Source organism: Anaerotignum sp. (assembly GCF_045122575.1).
Taxonomy (GTDB): Bacteria; Bacillota; Clostridia; order Lachnospirales; family Anaerotignaceae; genus Anaerotignum_A.
In genome coordinates, this window is the sequence record NZ_JBGVHV010000032.1 from 1 (window position 1) to 2,292 (window position 2,292).

Sequence of the window (2,292 nt, forward strand, 5' to 3'; positions counted from 1 at the left end):
GCTGTAGTTTTTTAGTGGTTTTATAAGAAGATACAAAGGAGAAGATTTATGAAATTTTATGCAGCATCAAAAAAAGGATTATGTGCATTCCTTGCGTTGTCTGTGACCACATCTGCTGTTCCTGCTTTGGCGTGGGCAAACGGTGATCCTGCAGGTCAGGAGAGAGCGTTGGAAGCATCTGCGGAAGAAGCAGAAGAATCTGATGAAGTCGAAGAAACAGAAGAAGTCGAAGAGTCCGAAGAAATCGAAGAGTCCGAAGAAATCGAAGAATCCGAAAAAATCGAAGAATCCGAAGAAATCGAAGAATCTGAAGAAACAGAAGAATCCGAAGAATCTACAGAAGAAAACAAAGCGATCGTAGAAGAAAAAACAGAAGAAGCACCTCTGATGATAATGAGTCTGGAAGAGGAAGCAGTACCTGCAGCAGCAGAACAGGAAGGTCTGGCATTCGATGGCGCAAGGGAATATGCTGTTGCAGCTTCTCCAATCACAATGCCCGATACAGCAGAAGTGTGGGTGAAGTTCGATACACAGAAACGCCAGATCATCATGGGCAATTACGGGGATAAGGATACACCAGTCAGCTGGAGTGTAGAAATGGATGACTCCGGTGCGCTGCGCTACTGGGAAAAAAATAATGAAAAAGAAATCCGATGCATTTTTACTGCAGCTAATACAGATGAAAAAAATGCTGTTCAGCTGAAGGTTGGCGAATGGCAGCTGATCTCCATTGTTCGTGACCATGCAAATAACAGAATCATGGCTTATATCAATGGCGAATATGCGGGTTCTGTTAGTGTTGATATGGAAAAAACGCTGAATGCGAATATAACAGAAACAACACGTCCTCTGCAGTTTGGTACAGATTATCGCAAAAACAAATTCTATTTTGAAGGCGAAATCGGCGAAGTTCGTCTGTGGAATGACGTGCGTACCTCTGATGAAATCAAAGAGTACTTTACAGAATCTGCAGATGGCAGTGAAGAAGGTCTGAACCATTGCTGGGACTTTGGCAATATCGAAGGTAAAGTTTACAACGATACAGTCGTAACAGACAAAACAGACAATAACAACGATGTAACAACAGCAGGTTATGAAGAAAGACCTGTGGCAGGCGAAAGACAGGGGCTGGATTTCAAAGGCTCTGCGGCTAACGGCAATTATGCCAGAACAGAAGAACCCATCGAAATTCCCGATACGGTGGAAGTTTGGGTAAAATTAAAGGCAAATGAAAACCGCCGCCAGATCATCATGAATAACTATCTGGAGGAATCCACAAAGAGCTGGGGACTGGAAGTCAACAAAGACAATACCCTGCGTTACTGGGAAAATGTCAACGGCGGCAGCAATGGTACAGACCGTATCAGTTATCTGTTTAAGGATGTGAACATCTGCACAGATGAATGGATGCTGATCTCCGTGGTTCGTGATAAAGCAGAAAGTCAGGTCGATGTTTATATCAACGGGGAATATAAAACATCCGGCAACATGCTGACGGATGAATGGAATTTTACAGATACAGAACTGTCTACCCCTACATACATTGGCACAGACCTGAGAAAGACATACTGGCTGAATGGTAAGATCGGCGAAATGCGTATGTTCAGCGATGCTCGTACCCCTGATGAAATCAAAGCATACTACAACGGCACAGAAACCAATACAGATGATCTGGAGCATTGCTGGGACTTTGGCGATATCGGCGGAAAAGCTTATGACAGCACCGTGGTAAAGGATACTGTCGGCGGCAATGATATCATCACAGAAGGCTTCGAAGCAAATGTAGAAAACTTCAGCGGTCTGGTATTCGATTATGAGGAAGGCGACTATTTGCAGGTGCAGGGTGCTGTAAAAACACCGGCAACAGTGGAAGTTCGTATCAAGCTGGATAGCGAAGGCTCCAAGCAGCGCCAGACCATTATGAATAACTATGGTAACGGCGGTAATACATGGGGCGTAGAGCTGACAACGAACAATGCACTGCGTCTGTGGGAAGATACCGGCGTGAAAAATGATATTAAATTCACAGAAATGGGTGATCTGTGTGATGATACATGGAAACTGATCTCTCTGGTTCGTGATGCGGCAAACAAAAAAGTACTTGTTTACATTGATGGTGAACTGAAAGCAGAAAAAACTGTAACAGGATTTGCAGATGCCGAATTGACAAACTGGCTTTGCATTGGCAGTGATTATCATAAAGATCCGACATATTATCTGAATGGTGAAATCAACGAAGTGCGTATGTGGAGTGACGTCCGCACCGATGCAGAAATTGCAGAATACCATAAC

General features: G+C 43.8%; 1 protein-coding gene. It reads left to right on the top strand.

Annotated features, from left to right (window positions below; translation table 11 throughout):
* Positions 1-48 precede the first annotated feature (48 nt).
* Positions 49-2,292 (top strand): LamG domain-containing protein (locus ACJMLT_RS01355; RefSeq protein WP_405725446.1); only part of this gene is annotated, 2,244 nt, incomplete at its 3' end.